We start from the raw sequence: 18,911 nt of genomic DNA, 5'->3' as shown, positions 1-18,911 counted from the left end.
GGTTTACTCACCACTTTATGATGAAGACGGAGCAGCAGAATATTGTGACTCGGACAGTGAAAAAAAAAGCGGTAATGCCGCATTTATCTGAACGGGCTGTGTCCCGGTGTTTCCGTACTATGATGTTACTGTTTGTTCCCTATTTACTGACAGGGTGTGTTTCAAATTCCGCTTCTGGTGAGTTGACAAAAATTTCTGAAGCCATTATGCCGGAGCAGCGTGTCATCGATTATCACCCCAAAGCGTGTGATGTGATATGGAATATCACAAAAACAGCTGCAATGGAAAATAGCCTTTACTGGCTAAGACTGATCGACTGCACAGAGAAACTGTCTCCAACGGAAGCCCGTGACAAGGTCAAGCAGTTCATGGCAGATGATTGGTCACAGGTTTTCAAACAGAGTATTCTTATCAACCACTCGATACCTTCAGTTGCTGAACGGCGCAGTATCATAGAAAACCTGAATCGATATAGCACACAATTTCCGCCTTCGTTGCAGCCATTATTACAACTATGGCGTGACCAACAATATTTAAAAATTAGTCTGGCAGAGCAAAAGACAAAATATCAGCGATTACAATCAGATAGTGATAACAAAATTGATCGACTGAAAGAGGCACGAACTCGGCTGGAATATGAATTACATTCAATATCCCGTAAGTTAGAAAATCTGACCGATATTGAACGTCAGCTTTCATCCCGCAAGCAAAGCCAGAATGGCTCTTCGGCGTCAGTTGAAACAGAACACCCTGTTGATGAAAGCGGTAATAAAATCAACGAATCCCACCCGGAAAGAAAATCGGAAACAAAGACAGAAGATAATTTTTCAGAAGAAAAAGGAGCTGAAGTACAATGACCGCACGCAATCCTGCTCATCTCCTTCTGGTTGATGATGATCCAAGCTTGCTGAAATTATTGGGAATGCGTCTGATCAGTGAGGGATTTCGTGTCACGACAGTGGAAAGTGGGCATGAAGCATTACGCATCCTATTAAAAGAAAAAGTAGATTTGGTCATCAGTGACTTACGTATGGATGAGATGGATGGCATGGCCTTATTTGCTGAAATTCAAAAACAGCATCCGGGTATGCCGGTGATTATTCTCACTGCTCATGGTTCTATTCCCGATGCTGTTGCCGCAACACAGCAGGGCGTATTTAGTTTTCTGACTAAACCTGTTGATCGTGATGCACTTTACAAAGCCATTGATGATGCTCTGGAATTATCAACACCTGCCATAGATGGTAAATGGAGTGAGCAAATTGTCACCCGCAGCCCTCTGATGCTACGTTTGCTGGAGCAGGCAAAAATGGTGGCACAGTCTGATGTCAGCGTTTTGATTAACGGACACAGCGGAACCGGTAAAGAAGTGTTGGCTCAGGCTATTCATCGTGCAAGCCCCCGGGCAAAGAAACCCTTTATTGCGATTAACTGTGGTGCCTTACCTGAACAACTGCTGGAATCTGAACTGTTCGGCCATGCGAAAGGCGCATTTACCGGAGCAGTCAGTAGCCGGGAAGGGCTTTTTCTGGCGGCTCAGGGAGGAACGCTGTTTCTTGATGAAATCGGCGATATGCCACTGGCGCTTCAGGTTAAGCTATTGAGGGTATTACAGGAGCGTAAGATCCGCCCTCTGGGAAGTAATCGTGATTTAGATATTGATGTCAGGATTATTTCGGCAACTCACCGGGATTTGCCGAAGGCGATGCAGCGCAATGAATTCCGCGAAGATCTCTATTATCGATTGAATGTGGTCAACCTGAAAATCCCTACCCTGAATGAACGTGCCGAAGATATTCCTTTACTGGCAAACCATTTGCTGCGGGAATCAGCTAAACGCCATAAGCCTTTTGTGCGCAGTTTCTCCACCAATGCGATGAAATGTCTGATGGCAGCAAGCTGGCCGGGGAATGTTCGCCAGTTGGTCAATGTTATTGAACAATGCGTGGCCCTGACAACCGCTCCGGTGATCAGTGATGCCTTAGTCATGCAGGCATTGGAAGGTGAAAACACGGCATTACCGACATTTGTCGAGGCGCGTAGCCAGTTTGAACTGAATTACTTACGTAAATTACTACAAATGACTAAAGGTAATGTCACTCACGCCGCCCGTGTAGCAGGGCGTAACCGAACAGAATTTTATAAATTATTGGCTCGCCATGAACTGGATGCCAATGATTTTAAGGAATAACCTTCCTGTAATTTAAATCCCATAAATAATTGAAACGTTTTTAAAGCCGTATTGAACTGTCTGAACCAGACAGAGAAGTGAATAATGGCCCAGGAGAGCCGCATTCTATGAGTCGTACTCTTAATATTGCCCTTGCCCAATTAAACTGGCTGGTAGGGGATATCGAAGGCAACAGCGAGCGTATGTTGCATACAGTACAGGAACAGCAGGAAAAAGGCGCTGATCTCGTCATGTTCTCTGAATTATCACTGTCGGGCTATTTCCCAGAGGATCTACTGTTCCGTTCTGATTTCCATCAGCGTTGCCGCGAACAGTTAGTACGCTTACAAGAGGCAAGCTCTCAGGCTGGTATTTTAGTTGGTCACCCGTGGCAACAGGACGGAAAAATATACAACGCACTTTCGCTGTTCTGGAAAGGTGAAACCGTTGCGCGTTATTTCAAGCAACAACTGCCTAATTATGGCGTTTTTGATGAAGAACGCTATTTCGATGCGGGCGAGCGAAATTGTGTTATACCCTTTAAAGGGTATAACTTGGGTTTGTTGATTTGTGAAGACCTATGGTTTGATGCTCCGGTTGATGCTTTGAAACAGGCTGGAGCCGATATTATCCTATCAATGAATGCTTCTCCTTATAATCACGAAAAACCAAATATCCGCAGTGCGCTTATCAAATCACACTGCCAGCGTATCCATTTGCCAATCATCTATCTGAATCAGGTTGGTGGGCAGGATCAACTGATTTTTGATGGTTGTTCAAAAGTCTTTGATATGAATGGTGAAATCACACACCGCATGGCAGCTTTTGAAGAGCAGGTCGAGCAGTGTCGTTTGAGTGATATGACAATTGAGCCGATGGCAAATCCTATCCCTCCATTGCCGCCACTGGGGCAAATTTATAAAGCCTTAGTTCTTTCTGTGCGGGATTATGTACAGAAAAATGGTTTTAAAGGCGCGTTACTTGGATTATCCGGAGGAATTGATTCCGGCCTGACACTGGCGATTGCGGTGGATGCTTTGGGTAAAGAGCATGTACAGGCGGTGATGATGCCATTCCGCTATACCTCTGAAATGAGTATTCATGATGCCAGAGAACAGGCTGAATTGCTCGGTGTTGAATTTGATATTGTCTCTATCGAACCAATGTTTGACGCATTTATGGCGCAGTTGGAGCCGATGTTTGCCGGTACAGAAAAAGACACGACAGAAGAAAACTTACAGGCTCGTTGCCGGGCTGTCATTCTGATGGCAATGTCAAACAAGCGCCGCCGTCTGGTACTGACAACCAGTAACAAAAGTGAATCAGCGGTAGGCTATTCCACTTTATATGGCGATATGGCTGGTGGCTTCAATGCTTTGAAAGATGTGCCAAAAACTATGGTATTTGCATTGTCCACATATCGTAATACATTATCTCCTGCTATTCCTCAGCGTGTTATCGATCGTCCGCCATCTGCGGAACTGGCTCCCGATCAGCTCGATCAGGACAGCCTGCCTCCGTATGACATGCTGGATGCTATCCTTGAGGGATATGTAGAAAAAGATAAATCCGTGGCTGATCTGGTAGCAGAAGGTTTTGACGAAACGATTGTCCGTAAGGTGATCCGGTTGGTGGACATCAATGAGTATAAACGTCGTCAGGCTCCGATTGGCCCGCGTATTACACAGCGTGATTTTGGTAAAGACAGGCGCTATCCGATTACGTCTGGTTTCGGGCGTAAGAACTGGTAATAACAGGAATACTTCATGAAAAAGATTGATGCAATTATCAAACCTTTCAAGCTCGATGATGTGCGTGAAGCTCTGGCTGAAGTCGGTATCACAGGTATGACGGTAACAGAAGTGAAGGGATTTGGCCGCCAGAAAGGACATACCGAACTGTATCGTGGTGCAGAATATATGGTGGATTTTCTGCCCAAAGTCAAAATAGAGATTATCGTACCGGATGATATTGTTGATACCTGTGTCGATACTATTATGCAGACAGCCCAAACCGGTAAGATTGGTGATGGCAAGATTTTTGTGTTCGATGTTGCTCGTGTTGTACGTATTCGTACTGGTGAACAGGACGAAGAAGCAATTTAAGCTCTAAGTGCCTCATCCCCCGCCATTATGGCGGGGTTCCAGATGACGATGCTGATTTAAATGACTTTATGCGGGCCAAAACATTCGTAATGGATATGTTGTTCATGGATGCCCATTTTCAGAAGTTGAGCGGCGATATATTGCATGAAAGCGACCGGCCCACAGAGATAAAACTGCATCCCTTCTACATTTATTTCATCTTTTACTGAAGTCAGTTCCATCAGCCCTATCTGTTGGTAATCTGCGCCGTAATTATCTTCATTTCTGGGTTCGCGATACCAGACCTGATAATTGATATTAGGCATGGATTTGGCAATCGCCTTTACTTTTTCTGAGAAGGCATGATAACCACCATGTTCTGCTGCGTGAAACCAATTGACGGTACTAGGATGTTGTTGTTTATGCAGATATTGCAGCATACTCATCATCGGAGTCAGGCCGACACCGGCAGAGATCAGCGTAACAGGAGTATCAGGCTGGATATCAAGGAAGAAATCGCCTCGCGGTGCGGACAGTAATACAGTATCCCCTTCCTGTACTTTATCGTGCATATAGCTGGATACCCTGCCATGAGATTCCCTTTTAATGGCGATTTGATAGTGAGTTCCATTTGGTGCGGCAGTTAATGAATACTGACGAATTTCACGATGCTCAAAAGCAGGATCTTCCAGATAAATACTCAAGTATTGCCCCGGTTTATAATCTAAGACTTTACCGCCATCGACAGGCACAAATTCAAAACTGGTAATAATATCGCTTTGCGGTTGTTTCCGGCTGACACGAAACTGACGCAGACCACGCCATCCTCCTGCCGAAAGTTCACCACTCTGATAAATTTCTTCTTCACGATTGATAAAAACACCGGCTAATACGTCGTAAGCTTTTCCCCAGGCATCCAGCACTTCTTCTGCCGGATGAAACATTTCATCAATTGTTGCTAATAGATGAGTTCCCACAATTTGGTAGTGTTCCGGCTGAATATTCAGGCTTGCATGTTTGTGAGCAATCTTTTCTACCGCCGGTAACAGAGCAGATAAGTTATCGATATTAGCCGCATAAGCACACAGGGCATTGAAAAGAGCCTGACGCTGATCACCGTTACTCTGGTGGCTCATATTAAAGATATTCTGTAATTCAGGGTTATGACTGAACATACGTTCATAAAAATGAGCAGTTAATTTTGGCCCGGTAGAAACAATCAGCGGAATAGTGGATTTTATAGTTGCGATAGTTTGACTGTCTAACATCATGATCTCCTGAATTTTTAAATCATGCTCAATTGATAAGTTGCATTTTAAATGCAACTTATTATTCAGTGAAAGAGCTTAAAGTAAAAAGCAGAAATTATTTTGACTTAAATCAAAATCGCAGGATTTGTGAAACAACAATATTTGACAGGAATCACAAAGATCAATGATAAATCCCGGACGGATAAAAAACATTATGGGCTATAGGGCGGTAGGTCTTAAAGCAATCGTTTGCGTAAAATGTCCTGTCAAGACTATCTCATTTGATAAAAAGAGTTTACACTGTGTCACATTCTGGCCCTCAGGGGTATTTTTCAAAGATGTAGCTGAGTCAGGAGAACCAAATGCTAAAGCGTGAAATGAATATTGCGAATTATGATCCCGAACTGTGGCAGGCGATGGAGCAGGAGGTTCGTCGTCAGGAAGAACACATTGAACTGATTGCTTCTGAAAACTACACCAGTCCAAGAGTTATGCAGGCTCAAGGCTCTCAGCTGACTAATAAGTATGCGGAAGGTTATCCGGGTAAACGCTACTATGGTGGCTGTGAGTACGTTGATATAGTTGAACAACTGGCAATTGACAGAGCAAAAGAGCTGTTTGGTGCAGATTATGCTAATGTCCAGCCGCATTCAGGTTCTCAGGCGAATATGGCGGTATATATGACGCTGTTGCAACCCGGTGACACTGTTTTAGGGATGAATCTGGCACACGGTGGGCACCTGACTCACGGTTCTCCGGTCAACTTCTCTGGGAAACTTTATAATGTTGTCCCCTATGGTATTGATGAAAATGGAAAAATTGATTACGACGATATCCGTAATCAGGCACTGAAACATCAGCCTAAAATGATCATCGGTGGCTTCTCTGCCTACTCTGGAGTGGTTGACTGGGCAAAAATGCGTGAAATTGCTGATGAAATCGGTGCATACCTTTTTGTTGATATGGCTCACGTTGCCGGCCTGATTGCCGCAGGTGTTTATCCAAACCCGGTTCCTCATGCTCATGTTGTGACAACGACAACCCACAAAACACTTGCAGGCCCACGCGGTGGTCTGATTCTGGCAAAAGGTGGGGATGAAGAGCTGTATAAAAAACTGAACTCTGCTGTTTTCCCTGGTGGTCAGGGTGGCCCGTTGATGCATGTTATTGCAGGTAAAGCGGTTGCGCTGAAAGAAGCCATGGAACCGGAATTCAAAACGTATCAGCAACAAGTCGCTAAGAATGCGAAAGTCATGGTAGATGTGTTTTTACAGCGTGGTTACAACATTGTTTCCGGCAGCACTGAAAACCATTTGTTCCTGCTGGATCTGGTGGATAAAGATATTACGGGTAAAGAAGCTGATGCAGCATTAGGTCGTGCCAACATTACCGTCAATAAAAACAGCGTACCTAATGATCCTCGTAGCCCATTTGTCACTTCTGGTATTCGTATTGGTACCCCGGCAATTACCCGTCGTGGTTTCAAAGAAGCAGAAACCAGTGAACTGGCTGGCTGGATATGTGATGTGCTGGATAACATCAATGATGAAACGGTGATTGAAAGCGTTAAACAGAAAGTATTGGCAATCTGCGCAAAATATCCGGTCTACGCATAACTTAGAATAATTATTGAGTATAAATACTGAATAAATAGTTAATAAGCCCGTCTCATTAGTTTTGAGCGGGTTTTTTTGCATTAAACTTTTGCATTAAACACGGGGGCAAAGGATGGTTGTTCCATCAACATTTTGGCTGGGATTAGGCTATTTCACCTATTTCTTTTCTTTTGGGATCTTTTTACCATTCTGGTCAGTCTGGTTACAGGGAGAAGGCATTACTCCTTCCATGATTGGTATAATATTAGGCATTGGTTTGGTTTCCCGTTTTGTTGGCAGTCTCATTATTTCTCCTACCGTTAAAGATCCTGCCAAATTAATTACAGCGTTAAGATTATTATCTTTTCTGGCTTTGATCTTTGCGGTCAGTTTTTCTTTTGGCAGCCACTGGGCTTGGATTTGCCTTGTAATGATAGGATTTAACCTGTTTTTTTCGCCGTTAGTCCCTTTATCAGATGCTTTAGCGGGTACATGGCAAAAGCAGTTTACTTTTGATTATGGCAAAGTGCGTGTGTGGGGATCGATTGCCTTTATTATCAGTTCTTCTTTAACCGGTATATTACTCTCTTCCTCCGGTATTGAGTTTGGATCAAATGTCAGTATTTCCTTTGATAAACTCAATGACTGGATTGGTGGTAATTTATTTGGTCATCACCAGATTATCCTTGCTTCTCTGATTATCAGTGTTGCCATTATGCTGTCAGGTATGATGCTGAAACCGTCTATTATGCCTGCGGGTAAAATCAAGGTAGAAAACGCCAATACAGTATCATTCAAAAAGTTATTATCCGAAAAATCAGTGTGGCAGTTTTTATTATGTGTCACGCTATTACAGGCCGCTCATGCTGGTTATTACAGCTTTGGTTCCATTTATTGGGAAAAAGCCGGTTATTCTTCATCAACTATCGGTTATCTCTGGTCACTGGGTGTAGTAGCTGAAGTTGTTATTTTCACCTTCAGCAAACAGTTATTCCGCCGCTGGAGCGCTCGCAGTCTTCTGCTACTTTCTGCTATTTGTGGGGTGATTCGCTGGGGATTAATGGGAGCATTCACGGAACTACCCGTGCTGATTATTATTCAAATCCTGCACTGTGGGACTTTCACTGTCTGCCATTTAGCGGCGATGCGTTTTATCGGTGCCAGAAAAGAAAATGAAGTGATTCGCTTACAGTCAGTCTACTCTGCGTTAGCAATGGGAGGCGGCATCGCTGTTATGAGTGCGGTAGGCGGTTTCCTGTATGAACATATGGGTGGCGGTATTTACTGGGTGATGGCACTGGTCGCATTACCGGCGATTTTCTTACGGCCTAAAGCTGAAGGTCAAATTCATTCGGTGTGAAATTAAATTATAAATAAGAAACAATAAATTAATAAAAACTAAGTAAAAAGGGCACCTATCGTTTTGGTGCCCTGTAAATAACATTGCTCAGATAATTATTTTTTAATTAACGTTTCAGTGCTTCAGTCAATTCTTCACGCATTTCAGACAGCATATCTTTAACAATACGTGGGCTGCCTGCAACGATATTACCGGAACTGATGTAGTTGTGACCACCAACGAAGTCAGTCACGATACAGCCGGATTCACGTACCAGCAGTTCACCACCCATGAAATCCCATGGTTTCAGGCCAATCTCGAAATAACCATCAACACGGCCGGCAGCAACATAAGCCATATCCAGTGCTGCGGAACCGGTGCGACGGAAATCTGCGCAGCGTTCAAATAATTTACCCAATACGTTCATATAAGGGATAGCGTGTTGTTTAGCTTTGAATGGGAAACCGGTAGCAATGATAGTGCCATCCAGATCACGGGCGTTCGCACCACGCAGGCGATAGCCATTCAGCTGTGCACCCTGACCGCGGGTAGCAGTGAACAGTTCGTTACGCATTGGATCGTAAACCACAGCAACTTCGGTGCGGCCTTTGATGCGCACAGCAATGGAAACAGCGAAATGAGGGAGACGTTTGATAAAGTTGGTGGTGCCATCCAGTGGATCGATTACCCATTGGACATCGCTATCTTCACCTAAGTGTTCACCAGTTTCTTCAGTGATAATAGTATGCTTAGGGTAGGACTTGCGGATAATGTCAATAATCATGCTTTCTGCATCACGATCAACGTTAGTGACAAAATCGTTACTGCCTTTTTGGCTTGCTTCAACAGCGTCAGGAGTTTCATAGCTTTTGGCAATGTGGTTGCCGGCCTTACGAGCAGCGCGTATAGCGATATTTAGCATCGGATGCATGGGGTATCTTCCACCAGAATTTTAAAGAACGGGAAACAAATCGGCGCGCAGTATAGCAGTAGTTCGTCAAAATGACTAATGCTGTGTTAAGATATTCGGCTCTTATACTGAAATTAAAAGCCGTCATGTTAGAGAACATCCGCATTATCCTGGTAGAAACTTCCCACACGGGCAACATGGGTTCAACTGCCAGAGCTATGAAAACCATGGGGTTAACCAATCTGTATCTGGTCAATCCGCTTGTTTTGCCTGATTCTCATGCAATCGCACTTTCCGCAGGTGCCAGTGATGTCATTGGTAATGCAACGATTGTGGATTCGCTGGATGAAGCACTGTCCGGGTGTGAATTGGTTATCGGAACCAGTGCCCGTTCCCGTACACTTTCCTGGCCAATGGTGGAACCGCGGGAGTGTGGTGAACGCTGTGTCAGCGCTGTTCAGAACTCACCGGTAGCTATCGTTTTCGGTCGTGAACGTGTGGGTCTGACTAACGAAGAACTCCAGAAGTGTCACTACCATCTTTATATTCCTACTAACCCGGAATATGGTTCGCTGAATCTGGCTATGGCTGTTCAGTTGGTCAGTTATGAGATCCGAATGGCGTACCTTGCTCTTACTGCTCAGGAAAAACAGGAAAAAGCGGATGCGACAGAGCATGAAGCGGAATACCCGCCTGTTGAAGATATGGAGCGTTTTTACCAGCATCTTGAACAGGTATTAAGTCATTCCGGCTTTATTCGCAAAGCGCATCCTGGGCAGATAATGAACAGATTACGGCGTCTTTATACCCGTGCCCGTCCGGAAACTCAGGAGTTGAATATCCTGCGTGGCATTCTGACTTCTATGGAAAAATGGGCTAATAAATCGTCTGAATCTGGCCGGAAATAGGATCAGAAATGGGGCTTGTGAGCGGTAACAGGATGAAAGACAACTAAATAATAGTTGAGTAAATTACTAGGTTAAATAGTTGACTAAAACGCTCAGGAATGCCACAATTTGACCCATATTTCACCATGGAGTTTTTGTTATGAGACTGACATCAAAAGGACGTTATGCGGTAACTGCCATGTTAGATGTGGCATTGCATTCACAAGAAGGGCCGGTGCCACTAGCTGACATATCTGAACGTCAGGGAATTTCCCTTTCCTATCTTGAGCAGTTGTTTTCTCGCCTACGTAAGAATGGTCTGGTTTCTAGCGTCCGTGGTCCGGGTGGCGGTTATCTGCTGGGCAGAGATGCCGGTAAGATTTTCGTTGCCGAAGTAATTTCTGCTGTTGATGAATCCGTAGATGCAACTCGCTGTCAGGGCAGGGAAGGCTGTCAGCGCGGTGATCGCTGTCTGACTCATACATTATGGCGTGATCTTAGCGAGCGCATTACGAGCTTCCTGAACAGCATCAGTTTAGAAGAATTAGTGAACAACCAAGAAGTTTTAGACGTTGCTGATCGTCAAGACAGCGATAAGCGCCGTACAGCTAATGGCCGGGTTCAAGAAATGATTAACGTTAACCTGCGTGCTTAATTAGTGGTAAATAAGCGGCAAACAAATGTATTAAAAGTGTCTTACGGAGCATGTGAGCAATGAAATTACCCATTTATTTGGACTATTCAGCAACAACGCCGGTTGACCCTCGTGTTGCTGAAAAGATGATGAATTATCTGACTATGGACGGGGTTTTCGGTAACCCTGCTTCCCGGTCACACCGTTTTGGCTGGCAGGCTGAAGAAGCGGTTGATATTGCGCGTAACCAGATTGCTGATCTTATCGGTGCCGACCCGCGTGAAATCGTCTTTACTTCAGGTGCAACAGAGTCAGATAACCTCGGTATTAAGGGTGCAGCGAAATTCTATCAGAAAAAAGGCAAGCACATTATTACCAGTAAAACTGAACATAAAGCTGTTTTGGATACTTGTCGTCAGTTGGAGCGTGAAGGTTTTGAAGTGACTTACCTTTCACCAATGAGCAACGGCATGATCGATCTGAAAGAGCTGGAAGCCACAATGCGTGACGATACGATTCTGGTTTCTATCATGCACGTCAACAACGAAATTGGTATTGTTCAGGACATCGTGACCATCGGTGATATGTGCCGCAGTCGTGGCATCATTTTCCACGTTGATGCGACTCAGAGTGTCGGGAAACTGCCTATTGACCTCAGCAAACTGAAAGTTGACCTGATGTCTTTCTCGGCTCATAAGATTTATGGCCCGATGGGTATCGGCGGTCTGTATGTTCGTCGCAAACCTCGTATCCGTATTGAAGCACAGCAGCACGGCGGCGGTCATGAACGTGGTATGCGTTCCGGTACACTGCCTGTTCACCAGATCGTCGGCATGGGCGAAGCCTACCGCATTGCAAAAGAAGAACTGCAAGCCGAGTCAGAACGTCTGCGTGGTTTACGCCTGCGTTTATGGAACGGTATCAAAGATATTGAAGAAGTTTACCTGAACGGTGATTTGGAACTGGGTGCACCACACATTCTGAATGTCAGCTTCAATTATGTTGAAGGTGAATCATTGATGATGTCACTGAAAGACTTAGCGGTTTCTTCCGGTTCAGCATGTACTTCTGCGAGCCTGGAGCCTTCCTATGTTCTGCGCGCACTGGGCATGAATGATGAGCTGGCACACAGTTCTATTCGTTTCTCTTTGGGGCGTTTTACCACAGAAGAAGAAATAGACTATGCAATCAAGTTGATTCATAACGCGATTGGTCATCTGCGTGATCTTTCTCCATTGTGGGAAATGTTCAAGCAGGGAGTGGATCTCAGCACCATCGAATGGTCTCATCATTAATCAGACAGTTTCAGGAGTAACGACATGGCTTACAGCGAAAAAGTAATTGATCACTACGAGAATCCACGCAATGTAGGGTCATTTGATAGTGAAGATCCTTCAGTGGGTAGTGGAATGGTTGGTGCGCCGGCTTGTGGTGACGTCATGAGACTACAAATTAAAGTCAGCGATGACGGTATTATCGAAGACGCACGTTTTAAAACTTATGGCTGCGGCTCCGCGATTGCATCCAGTTCTCTGGTAACAGAGTGGATGAAAGGAAAATCACTGGATCAGGCAGAAGCAATCAAAAACACTGAGATTGCCGATGAACTGGAGCTGCCACCAGTGAAAATTCACTGTTCTATTCTGGCAGAAGATGCAATTAAAGCTGCGATTGCAGATTATAAGAGCAAGCGTCAGGCCAAATAATTCTTCTAAATATACTCTATGGATTTCGAGTTGTATCGAGGCGGCAAGAGAATGAATCCCTAGGAGCATAGATAACTATGTGACTGGGGTGAATGAGCGTAGCCAACAAAGAGACGACTTGAAATACGACGGGTAAATATAATTCTGGTGGATATTGTTTTAATATCCACCTTTACTGATTTTGAAGATGGCAGCTTTGAAAGTGATAGCTTCAAAGATAATAGTATTCAAAATTAATAGTTTTAAAAGTGAGGTGTTGTATGTCAATTTCCCTGACAGAAAGTGCAGCCCAGCGTGTTTTGGCTTTCCTTGATAATCGTGGAAAAGGTGTTGGTCTGCGTCTGGGAGTGAGAACTTCCGGCTGTTCTGGTATGGCATATGTACTTGAATTTGCTGATACAGTTAATGATGAAGATCAGATTTTTGAAGATAAGGGTGTGAAAGTTATCGTTGACGGTAAAAGCATTGTTTACCTTGATGGAACTGAGTTGGATTTTGTCAAAGAAGGCCTGAATGAAGGCTTTAAATTCAACAACCCCAATGTTTCCGGCGAATGCGGCTGTGGGGAAAGTTTTAACGTTTAACCCCCGTATTTTGCGAAACCAAGAGTAACTTATGGACTACTTTACTTTATTCGGGTTGTCTGCGCGTTATGCAATCGATCGCCAACAATTAGCGACCCGCTATCAGGAGTTACAGCGTCAGTTTCATCCTGATCGTTTTGCCAACCAGCCAGAGCGTGAAAAAACGCTGGCACTTCAACAGGCTGCAACCATTAATGATGGTTACCAGACTCTGAAACACCCCCTGAAACGTGCAGAATATATGCTATCTCAGCAAGGGTTTAACTTATCCAGTGAACAGCACACGATGCAGGATACGGCTTTCCTGATGCAACAGTTAGAGTTGCGTGAAGAGCTTGATGCTATTGAACATAGTGCCGAGCCGGATGCTGCATTGGCTGGTTTTTCATCTCGCCTGAATAAAATGATTAAAACTCGTAGTGAGCAGATGGAACAGCAGCTGGATGCAGAACAGTGGTCAATTGCAGCCGATACTGTCCGTAAGTTACGCTTTCTGGATAAATTGCAACAGCAGGTCGAACAGCTGGAAGAACGGCTGTTGGATGATTTTTAGCTGAATCGCGTTTTAGTGAACAATGCGGGGCTGATTTAGTATATCCGAGAAATTTCAAGTTATATTGAGGCCAATAACAAAGAGGCAGCTTGAAAGACGGGTATAATTGGTTTTTATAGGGGCACACATGGCTTTATTACAAATCAGTGAACCTGGTTTATCTGCCGCACCACACCAGCGTCGTCTGGCTGCGGGGATTGATCTTGGTACAACACACTCCCTGGTTGCGACAGTCCGCAGTGGTCAGGCTGAGACCTTAGCAGATAGTGAAAACCGTCACTTGCTTCCTTCAGTTGTACAATATTGCAAAGATGAAATTCAGATCGGCTGGCAGGCCCGTCAACAGGCGGCTTTTGATCCTGTTAATACGATAAGCTCTGTCAAACGTATGATGGGGCGCTCTTTGGCTGATATTCAGCAGCGTTACCCAAATCTTCCTTATCAATTTCAGGCCAGTGAAAATGGGTTGCCGTTAATTAATACAGCGGCAGGTTTGGTTGATCCTATTCAGGTTTCTTCTGACATATTGAAATCGTTGGCTCAACGGGCAGAAGAAACACTGGATGGTAAACTTGATGGTGTTGTTATCACCGTTCCCGCTTATTTTGATGACGCTCAGCGTCAGGGCACGAAAGATGCTGCTCGCTTAGCAGGTTTGCATGTCCTTCGCCTCCTGAATGAACCTACTGCGGCTGCGATTGCTTACGGGCTTGATTCTGGTCAGGAAGGTGTGATTGCTGTTTATGATCTGGGCGGCGGAACATTTGACGTTTCTATCCTGCGTTTGAGCCGTGGTGTTTTTGAAGTATTAGCAACGGGCGGTGATACCGCACTGGGTGGTGATGACTTTGACCATCTGCTGGCAGACTGGATCCGTGAGCAGGCCGGGATTACTGATACTGACCACGGGTTACAGCGTCAGTTACTGGATGTTGCGACACAAACTAAAATTGCATTGAGTGATGAAGATTCAGTCTCAATTAATTTTGCTGACTGGCAGGGCAATATTACCCGCACCGAATTCAATGAATTAATTACGACACTGGTTAAACGTACTTTATTGGCTTGCCGTCGGGCATTGAAAGATGCTGGCGTGATAGCTGACGAAGTGTTACAGGTCGTGATGGTGGGAGGCTCAACAAGAGTTCCGCTGGTGCGCAGCATGGTAGGCGAATTTTTTGATCGTGAACCGCTGACCTCAATCGATCCGGACAAAGTTGTTGCGGTTGGAGCGGCAATACAGGCGGATATTCTGGCAGGTAACAAGCCAGACAGTGAAATGCTGTTGCTGGATGTTATTCCGCTGTCACTGGGCCTTGAAACGATGGGCGGGCTGGTTGAAAAGGTTATTCCGCGCAACACCACTATTCCTGTCGCAAGGGCGCAGGAATTTACGACCTTCAAAGACGGTCAGAGTGCAATGAGCATCCACGTAGTTCAGGGGGAACGCGAATTGGTGGCTGATTGTCGTTCTCTGGCGCGTTTCACGCTGCGGGGAATTCCTCCGTTGCCGGCAGGTGGTGCGCATATCCGCGTCACTTTTCAGGTTGATGCTGATGGTTTACTGAGTGTCAGTGCACTGGAGAAATCAACGGGTGTTGAAGCTTCTATTCAGGTGAAACCTTCTTACGGTCTGTCTGATGAAGAAATCGCTCGAATGATCAAAGATTCAATGAGTAATGCGCAGGAAGATATTCAGGCGCGTAAATTGGCTGAGCAAAAAGTAGAAGCAGCACGTGTGCTGGAAAGCTTAACCAGTGCGCTGGAAAAAGACGCTGATTTACTCAGTCAGGAAGAACATGCTGCAATTGATGCTGCCGTACAAGTATTAATTGAAAGTGCTCAGGGAACGTCTCCTGAAGCGATCGAAAGTGCAATTAAACAATTGGACAAGCAAACGCAGGAATTTGCTGCGCGTCGCATGGACACATCGATCCGCCGGGCTTTGGCGGGCCATTCTGTGGATGAAATTTAATTATGCCTAAAATTGTATTTTTACCTCATAACGAACTTTGCCCTGAAGGTGCAGTATTGGACGCTAAAGAAGGCGAATCAATTCTGGATGTTGCACTGCGAAACGGTATTGAAATTGAGCATGCCTGTGAAAAATCCTGCGCATGTACCACTTGTCACTGTATCGTCAGAGAAGGGTTTGACTCATTGGAAGAAAGTGAGGAACTGGAAGATGACATGCTGGATAAAGCGTGGGGACTGGAGCCGGAAAGTCGCTTGAGCTGTCAGGCTAAAGTTGCTGATGAGGATTTGGTTGTTGAAATTCCTAAATACACGATCAACCACGCGCGTGAGCACTGAGTTTAAAATAAAGTTATACACAATGGATTTCAAGATGCATCGCGGCGGCAAGGGAGTAAATCCCCAGGAGCATAGATAACTATGTGACTGGGGTGAGCGAGCGCAGCCAACAAAGAGGCAACTTGAAAGACGAAGTGTATAAGGAGAACAAAAAATGAAATGGTCTGACAGCCGTATAATTGGCGAAGCACTTTATGATAAGTTCCCGGATTTAGATCCTAAGACAGTGCGTTTCACCGACATGCATCAATGGATTTGCGAACTGGATGGTTTTGATGACAACCCAGAAAAATCCAACGAAAAAGTATTAGAAGCCATTTTATTGGTTTGGTTAGATGAGTTTGAATAACAGAGCTGAATCTTAGAAGTCATGTTACGCAAACAAATAATGCGAAAAACAGTACTAACTCACCAATTTTTGCCCAATGACTTGGCATAGTCTGTATTTAATGAAAAACTGGCATCCGCCAGTTTTTTTACATTTATTACTCTAATAATGATCCTAATACAGTAAAAATAAGAAGAGAGAAAGATAATGACCAAAAACGCTATACCGGCGCAAATCATGCCGATAACTCTGTCTTATGAGCCAGCTAAAGCATGCTGGGGTGAAAAAGCGCTAATTAGCTCAAATGATCAGGGAATGATGATCCATATGTCAGGCGAGAAATCTGACATAAACAGTGAACTGGCGTTGATCCAGCGTGCCGGACGTAAAATTAATGGGCAAGGTATCTATAATGTGGCTTTGGCCGGTGAAGGCTGGGATCTGGAAAAAAGCTGGGCGTTTTGGCTCGGTTTCCGGGCACCAAAAGGACTGCGCACTATTGAATGGCCGCAACTGAATGTCGAAGAAAAGCAGGAACTGGAACATCGAATTAAATTCATCGACTGGGTGCGTGATACCGTCAACCTGCCTGCCGAAGAACTAGGGCCAGAGCAGCTTGCTCAGCGTGTTATCGATTTAATTAACAATGTAGCGCCAGATGCTATCAGTTATCGCATCATAAAAGGTGATGCGTTATATGAGCAGGGCTATGTTGGTGTCCATACTGTTGGTCGTGGTTCTTCCCGTGTTCCTGTTTTTCTGGAGCTGGATTTCAACCCAACAACAAACAAAAATGAACCCGTATTTGCCTGCTTAGTCGGAAAAGGTATTACTTTCGATTCAGGCGGATATAGCCTGAAGCCATCTAACTCGATGAGCGCCATGAAATCTGATATGGGTGGTTCAGCAACTCTGTCAGGTGCGCTGGCACTGGCAATCAGCCGTGGTCTGAAACAGCGTGTAAAACTGTTCCTGTGCATTGCTGATAATATGGTCAGCGGGAATGCATTCAAACTGGGTGATATCATTCGCTATCGTAACGGTAAAACCGTTGAAGTCATGAATACTGATGCAGAAGGCCGTCTGGTACTGGCTGACGGTTTGATTGATGCTAGTGCAGAAAATGCCCCTTTGATCATTGATGCAGCGACATTGACGGGTGCTGCAAAAATGGCAGTGGGTAACGATTACCACTCTGTTTTCAGTTTTGATGATCAACTGGCGGCGGATTTATTGGTTGCAGCGGATACAGAGCATGAACAATTCTGGCGTCTGCCATTGGCTGAATTCCACCGCAATCAGCTGCCATCCAACTTTGCTGATTTGAATAACATTGCTGCACCTTCTCACACGGCTGGCGCAAGTACTGCCGCTGCTTTCCTGTCTCATTTTGTCGAGAATTACAAAAAAGGTTGGGTACATATCGATTGTTCAGCAACCTATCGTTCATCTGCGGTTGAACAATGGTCGGCAGGTGCAACAGGTTATGGTGTTCGCACCATCGCCAACTTACTGCTGACAAAAGCAAAATAAGCGCATAGGAAGGAAAATGTAATGAATCAGGACATTGTGCTACCCGACTTTGACATCACGGATTCTGACGAAAATGATCCACATGCGCGTGAACGGGTCAGTGAATTACTCGATCAATGGAATATCAGGCAGACAGGCGAGCAGGGTAACCAGCCTCTGGATATTTATATCCGGGATAGCGATGGGGAAGTGATTGGCGGTTTGGTCGGACGAACGTCACTTGGCATGCTTTTCATCAACTATCTTTATCTCCCTGATGAACTCAGAAGTCAGAGACTGGGCAGTGTGTTACTCAGAAAAGCTGAGGAAAAAGCCCGCCAGCGTGGTTGTCATGCTGTGACGTTGTACACGATGTCCATTCAGGCACCTGAATTTTACCTCAAACACGGATACACGGCTTTTGGTGAAGTCGCCTGTAAACCGGCGGGAAATGCCAGAATATTTATGTATAAGCTGTTGTGATATCTGAATACTTCTGCTTTCCTGTTTTCTGGCCTCCTCATATGGGGAGGCTATGATTTAGCACTTTTTATTGGGTATAACTCTGCCTTTAACATCTGTATCAACATATATACTGTTCGGAGATTTTCATGAGCTTGTCAAACGAAGCCGTTGCCACTGAAATTGAGGTTCCGAGTGGAAGTCGTATTACTCTCAGCCAACTAGAAGAACAACCAGTCCAGCTTATTGAAGCCCTGATTAATTTATTTAAACAGCATAAACCTGTACGCCGTGCTTTTCTGGTGATGGCACACGATAAAGGGCAGGATGAAAACCCCAATCTGTTAATTGGTCTGGAGCTGAGTGGGATACAGTCAGACGGTGACATTAATATACTGATCCAGACTGCTGGAGAGGTAGCTTGTGAACACCTGAATGAAGATGAATCAGTGGATTTTTGCCTGCTTGATGAAAAAGATGGCGGGATAAGCCACTACCTGATTCAACATACTCAGCCTTTCTACCAACGGAAACTGGGCAGTTGGCTGAGGGAGACTATTCCTGTACTCAATCAATAAATAAAT

At 44.9% G+C, this 18,911-nt stretch carries 20 protein-coding genes; 18 read left to right on the top strand and 2 right to left on the bottom strand.

The genetic code is table 11. The features are described from left to right. Positions 1 to 17 precede the first annotated feature (17 nt). The 4 genes from qseG (at position 18) to glnB (ending at position 4,275) form a co-directional block, all read left to right on the top strand. Positions 18 to 857 (top strand): two-component system QseEF-associated lipoprotein QseG, encoded by an 840-nt coding sequence (qseG, locus tag AACS92_RS06780; protein WP_099110612.1) that lies wholly within the window; start codon positions 18 to 20, stop codon positions 855 to 857. After that, the gene (glrR, locus tag AACS92_RS06775; RefSeq protein ID WP_099110611.1) at positions 854 to 2,191 is read left to right on the top strand and encodes a two-component system response regulator GlrR; all 1,338 of its coding nucleotides are present in this window, start codon (positions 854 to 856) and stop codon (positions 2,189 to 2,191) included. Before qseG ends, glrR begins: the two co-directional genes overlap by 4 nt. Before the next feature lie 107 nt (positions 2,192 to 2,298). Continuing rightward, positions 2,299 to 3,921, top strand: coding sequence for an NAD+ synthase (locus AACS92_RS06770; protein WP_099110609.1), 1,623 nt, complete (start codon positions 2,299 to 2,301; stop codon positions 3,919 to 3,921). Positions 3,922 to 3,936: 15 nt separating this feature from the next. Next, a complete protein-coding gene (glnB, locus tag AACS92_RS06765) occupies positions 3,937 to 4,275 on the top strand; it encodes a nitrogen regulatory protein P-II (RefSeq protein ID WP_086956068.1) in 339 nt (112 codons plus the stop codon). Positions 4,276 to 4,331: 56 nt separating this feature from the next. Here glnB and hmpA read toward each other — a convergent pair whose 3' ends face one another. Further along, entirely contained in the window at positions 4,332 to 5,579 is a 1,248-nt protein-coding gene (gene hmpA, locus AACS92_RS06760; RefSeq protein ID WP_369800393.1) for an NO-inducible flavohemoprotein, read from the bottom strand. A gap of 287 nt (positions 5,580 to 5,866) precedes the next feature. On the opposite strand from hmpA, the gene glyA reads away from it, so the two are divergent. Next, a complete protein-coding gene (gene glyA, locus AACS92_RS06755) occupies positions 5,867 to 7,120 on the top strand; it encodes a serine hydroxymethyltransferase (RefSeq protein ID WP_099110605.1) in 1,254 nt (417 codons plus the stop codon). Positions 7,121 to 7,232: 112 nt separating this feature from the next. Further along, positions 7,233 to 8,459, top strand: coding sequence for a 3-phenylpropionate MFS transporter (locus tag AACS92_RS06750; protein ID WP_099110604.1), 1,227 nt, complete (start codon positions 7,233 to 7,235; stop codon positions 8,457 to 8,459). A 106-nt stretch (positions 8,460 to 8,565) separates the two neighbouring features. Here the strand turns inward: AACS92_RS06750 and suhB are convergent, their stop codons facing one another. Further along, a complete protein-coding gene (gene suhB / locus AACS92_RS06745) occupies positions 8,566 to 9,369 on the bottom strand; it encodes an inositol-1-monophosphatase (RefSeq protein WP_099110602.1) in 804 nt (267 codons plus the stop codon). Between the two features lie 125 nt (positions 9,370 to 9,494). Between suhB and trmJ the strand changes: the two genes are divergently transcribed. From trmJ to AACS92_RS06685, 12 genes are all read left to right on the top strand, one after another. After that, positions 9,495 to 10,256, top strand: a complete 762-nt coding sequence (trmJ, locus tag AACS92_RS06740) for a tRNA (cytosine(32)/uridine(32)-2'-O)-methyltransferase TrmJ (protein ID WP_099110654.1) — start codon at positions 9,495 to 9,497, stop codon at positions 10,254 to 10,256. 139 nt (positions 10,257 to 10,395) lie between these two features. Continuing rightward, on the top strand, positions 10,396 to 10,890 hold the full coding sequence (iscR, locus tag AACS92_RS06735) for a Fe-S cluster assembly transcriptional regulator IscR (RefSeq protein ID WP_099110601.1): 495 nt from the start codon (positions 10,396 to 10,398) through the stop codon (positions 10,888 to 10,890). Between the two features lie 59 nt (positions 10,891 to 10,949). Next, positions 10,950 to 12,164: an IscS subfamily cysteine desulfurase gene (locus AACS92_RS06730; protein WP_099110599.1), complete on the top strand. Its 1,215-nt coding sequence runs from the start codon at positions 10,950 to 10,952 to the stop codon at positions 12,162 to 12,164. 24 nt (positions 12,165 to 12,188) lie between these two features. Continuing rightward, positions 12,189 to 12,575, top strand: a complete 387-nt coding sequence (gene iscU, locus AACS92_RS06725; RefSeq protein WP_099110598.1) for a Fe-S cluster assembly scaffold IscU — start codon at positions 12,189 to 12,191, stop codon at positions 12,573 to 12,575. Positions 12,576 to 12,835: 260 nt separating this feature from the next. Then, a complete protein-coding gene (iscA, locus tag AACS92_RS06720) occupies positions 12,836 to 13,159 on the top strand; it encodes an iron-sulfur cluster assembly protein IscA (RefSeq protein ID WP_099110596.1) in 324 nt (107 codons plus the stop codon). A 31-nt stretch (positions 13,160 to 13,190) separates the two neighbouring features. Beyond that, positions 13,191 to 13,712, top strand: a complete 522-nt coding sequence (hscB, locus tag AACS92_RS06715; RefSeq protein WP_099110595.1) for a co-chaperone HscB — start codon at positions 13,191 to 13,193, stop codon at positions 13,710 to 13,712. A 127-nt stretch (positions 13,713 to 13,839) separates the two neighbouring features. Continuing rightward, positions 13,840 to 15,687 (top strand): Fe-S protein assembly chaperone HscA, encoded by a 1,848-nt coding sequence (gene hscA, locus AACS92_RS06710; RefSeq protein WP_099110593.1) that lies wholly within the window; start codon positions 13,840 to 13,842, stop codon positions 15,685 to 15,687. A gap of 2 nt (positions 15,688 to 15,689) precedes the next feature. Then, entirely contained in the window at positions 15,690 to 16,025 is a 336-nt protein-coding gene (fdx, locus tag AACS92_RS06705) for an ISC system 2Fe-2S type ferredoxin (RefSeq protein ID WP_099110592.1), read from the top strand. 154 nt (positions 16,026 to 16,179) lie between these two features. Beyond that, the gene (iscX, locus tag AACS92_RS06700) at positions 16,180 to 16,374 is read left to right on the top strand and encodes a Fe-S cluster assembly protein IscX (protein WP_099110591.1); all 195 of its coding nucleotides are present in this window, start codon (positions 16,180 to 16,182) and stop codon (positions 16,372 to 16,374) included. A 186-nt stretch (positions 16,375 to 16,560) separates the two neighbouring features. Beyond that, positions 16,561 to 17,886 carry an aminopeptidase PepB gene (gene pepB / locus AACS92_RS06695; protein WP_099110589.1) on the top strand — a complete coding sequence of 442 codons (1,326 nt, stop codon included), beginning with the start codon at positions 16,561 to 16,563 and terminating at the stop codon, positions 17,884 to 17,886. Positions 17,887 to 17,907: 21 nt separating this feature from the next. After that, positions 17,908 to 18,348 (top strand): GNAT family N-acetyltransferase, encoded by a 441-nt coding sequence (locus AACS92_RS06690; protein ID WP_099110588.1) that lies wholly within the window; start codon positions 17,908 to 17,910, stop codon positions 18,346 to 18,348. A 128-nt stretch (positions 18,349 to 18,476) separates the two neighbouring features. Next, positions 18,477 to 18,905, top strand: coding sequence for an enhanced serine sensitivity protein SseB C-terminal domain-containing protein (locus AACS92_RS06685; protein ID WP_099110586.1), 429 nt, complete (start codon positions 18,477 to 18,479; stop codon positions 18,903 to 18,905). Positions 18,906 to 18,911: the final 6 nt, after the last annotated feature.

It is taken from the genome of Xenorhabdus sp. KJ12.1 (genome assembly GCF_963876495.1).
Lineage (GTDB): Bacteria > Pseudomonadota > Gammaproteobacteria > Enterobacterales > Enterobacteriaceae > Xenorhabdus > Xenorhabdus stockiae.
Note: the sequence above shows the minus strand (reverse complement) of the source record. Positions and strands in the feature narration are given on the sequence as shown.